Annotated in this window: 2 protein-coding genes; both read right to left on the reverse strand. The window is 43.6% G+C overall.

Annotated elements, in window-relative coordinates:
• Positions 1 to 200 (reverse strand): hypothetical protein (locus C4S39_RS14910; protein ID WP_146059786.1); only part of this gene is annotated, 200 nt, incomplete at its 3' end.
• Between the two features lie 375 nt (positions 201 to 575).
• Entirely contained in the window at positions 576 to 2717 is a 2142-nt protein-coding gene (locus C4S39_RS14915) for a WD40/YVTN/BNR-like repeat-containing protein (RefSeq protein ID WP_103967717.1), read from the reverse strand.
• Between the last annotated feature and the right edge of the window lie 553 nt (positions 2718 to 3270).

Here is a 3270-nt window from a genome sequence, read left to right on the forward strand (position 1 = left end):
CGCCAGCCAGTATAGGCGCCGTCAGTGACTAGGAACATCGTTTTATCACTGGCATAATTGGGTGATGCGGCAAATGCACGCACCATGTCATGAGGCGTGTGCGCATGCACAGCGGCGGCGCCAATTGACAAGAAAAATGCAGTAATTAAGGCAATGCGCCGAATACTGCTAATCCGAATTTTATTTAATTTAATTAACATGTTTAATCCTTGAAGTTGTCGTCGATTACTGATTCCATCAAATGAATATTTTGCTATGAATTAATTAATAAGCTCTGGATATTTTCTTAGCTGATTGATTTTAAATACCGAATATTATGATCGGTGAGAATACCTCTTTATACCAACAGATCCTTATGATCTTTTTCTAGTATGCTTTTATACGACTTTTGCGCAATCTTAAAAGTTTTGCTGCGGCAACTGAATGGATTTGCAAATTACATTAGAAATGCACTTTAGCACACAGCATCGCCCGGATCCCGCTGCGAAAACATTTATGAGGGAATGGCTAGCTCAGAACTCTAGGCTAGGTTATTGTTCCAGCTAGCCCAGAGCATTTGCAATTGCGTATCCCGGTTAATTATCGGGAAATCCTGCCACTGCCCAGGTTGAACCGCCATTTGTGGATTTATAGATATTTTTTCTTGCAGCACCGACAATCGTAGAATCTATCGCGTAAGTAGGTGATATCTGGAACTCGGTGAATTGAATATTCTCATTCTGAAGCAGCGATAAGGTTATATTCTGAGAAGCAGTGACTGCGCCGGCTCCATTCAGACTTGCACGGAACAATCCTTTGCCGCGAACATTGACAAAGATATTCCGGTCGGTAGTGCCGAAGTTCGGTGAAAATTCCACTTGCTGAACAACGGCATTTGATCCTACTGAAGCATGAGTTTCTTTTGTCCAAGTGTTACCTCTATTGATCGAGCGGTAAATGCCATTGTTTGTGCCAACGATCACAAGATTATCGGTAGCAAATCGAGGAGACACCGCAACCCACGAATATCTTTGGCCCTCCCATCCAATCGATACAATTGAGCTGGCGCCTACGCGTAAGAACGTATCTCCGCCATTCTGAGTACGCCATACCTGTCCTGCACGAGTAGCGGCAAATGCGGTGCGGTCGTTGGCATAGTTAGGTGAAACCGCCACACTTGTAATAGGATGCGCCAATGGAACACCATGTTGCAACCGTAAGGTTTTACCAGCATCTTTTGTTTGAATTACGCCATGAAATCTCGTACCGAGATAGATCTCCTTATCATTAGCAAAATTTGGTGATGCAGCAAGTACAGTGAAGGTAACGGGATCTGGATCTATAGCAACAAATCTTGGAACATGATTGACAACCCAATTTTCTCCAAAATCGATGGAATTTCCAATGCCTCCACTGGTTGCGGAAACCACAGTTTGACTACCGTTGGGATTTCTCACGATCTGCGAATCGAAGAAATTCATCTTCCGTCCTATTGGATTGGGCCAGCCACTGGTAGACCAGGTCGCACCACCATTAGTGGAAATGGCTACGCCCCTTCCGACATAGGTTGTGGCAGTCATGCCCTGATCACTGTTGAAACTGGTGGATAGCGCCAGTCCTGTCAGCAAACCCATTCGTGTTTGTCGCTGAAACCATGTGGTGCCACCATTCCTCGAAATAAAGAGCCCGTCGAATACCGGTAAAAAGATTGTCTTGTCGGTTGCATAGGTCCGGGATACTTGCAAGTCCGTAATTTCATTGAGTAATGGAGTTTGCTGAGTGATTTTTACACCTGAATTGAACAGCGTCCAGTTATTGCCTTTATCCGTGGATTTAAATACCGATCGTCTTAAGCTGGTGCAGAATACCGTGCGGTCGATCGCGTAGTTCGATGAGACCGCTATGTTATTGATTGCTTCATTCGGTAGATTATTTCCTTTATTGATAAACGAGCTACCCCCATTATTGCTATAAAAGATTCCGAAGCTTGGGGTGGCCAGGAATATTTCCTCACCTCCAGGAGCGATGGCCATGTCGTAAATGACGGTTCCTGTTGGTGTGCCTAAATTGGTCCAATCAGTACCTCCGTTAGTAGATTTTCTTATACTTCCAGTATTACTTGCAATCAGTAAAGTACGATCGGTGGCGTAGTTGGGTGAAATTGCAATGACGGTTACTTTGTTGGTTTTATCGAGTACCTGAACCCAGTTTGCATTGGTGCTTGAACGGCGGAACAGGGCGCCGTTGGCGTCAGTGAAAAAAAGCACATAACCCGTGCTGGATTCGGCAACCTCCATTTTTTTTACAATCAAATTTGAAGCGGCGAGTCCGGTATTATAGGATTCCCAGGAGTCGCCACGGTTGGTTGATCGATAAACACCGGCTCTCCCTTGAAAGCCAGCAAAAACAGTTTGATCGGTACTGAATTTTGGTGAAACGCGAAGAACGCTCAATTCGTACGGATGATCCATTCCATTCGGAATATCTGCCCAAGTAAGCCCTCCGTCAGTTGATCGCAGAATTTCATCGTAGCGCCAACCTGTGTATGCGCCTATGTTTGCCATGAACATCGTTTTATCATTGGCATAATTGGGCGATGCGGCAAATGCAAGTATCATGTCATGAGGCGTGTGTGCGTGCACATTCACAGCGGTGGCGCCAATTGACAAGAAAAACGCAGTAATTAGGGCAATGCACCGAATACTGCTAATCCGAATTTTATTTAATTTAATTAACATGTTTAATCCTTGAAGTTGTAGTTGATTACTGATTCCATCAAATGAATATTTTGCTATGAATTAATTGATAAGCTCTGGATATCTTCTTAGCTGATTGATTTTAAATACCGAATATTATGATCGGTGAGAATACCTCTTTATACCAACAGATCCTTATGATCTTTTTCTAGTATGCTTTTATACGACTTTTGCGCAATCTTAATTAAAAGTTTTGCTGCGGCAACTGAATGGATTTGCAAATTACATTAAAAATGCGCTTTAGCACACAGCATCGCCCGGATCCCGCTGTGAAAACATTTATGAGGGAATGGCTAGCTCAGAACTCTAGGCTAGGTTATTGTTCCAGCTAGCCCAGAGCATTCACAATTGCGTATCCCGGTTAATTATCGGGAAATCCTGCCACTGTCCAGGTTGAGCCGCCATTTGTGGATTTATAGATATTTTTTCTTGCAGCACCGACAATCGTAGAATCTATCGCGTAAGTAGGTGATACCTGGAACTCGGTGAATTGAATATTCTCATTCTGAAGCAGCGATAAGGTTATATTCTGAGA

Origin of the sequence: Nitrosomonas ureae, from assembly GCF_900108305.1 — a bacterium.
In the GTDB taxonomy this organism is placed as follows: Bacteria; Pseudomonadota; Gammaproteobacteria; order Burkholderiales; family Nitrosomonadaceae; genus Nitrosomonas; species Nitrosomonas ureae_B.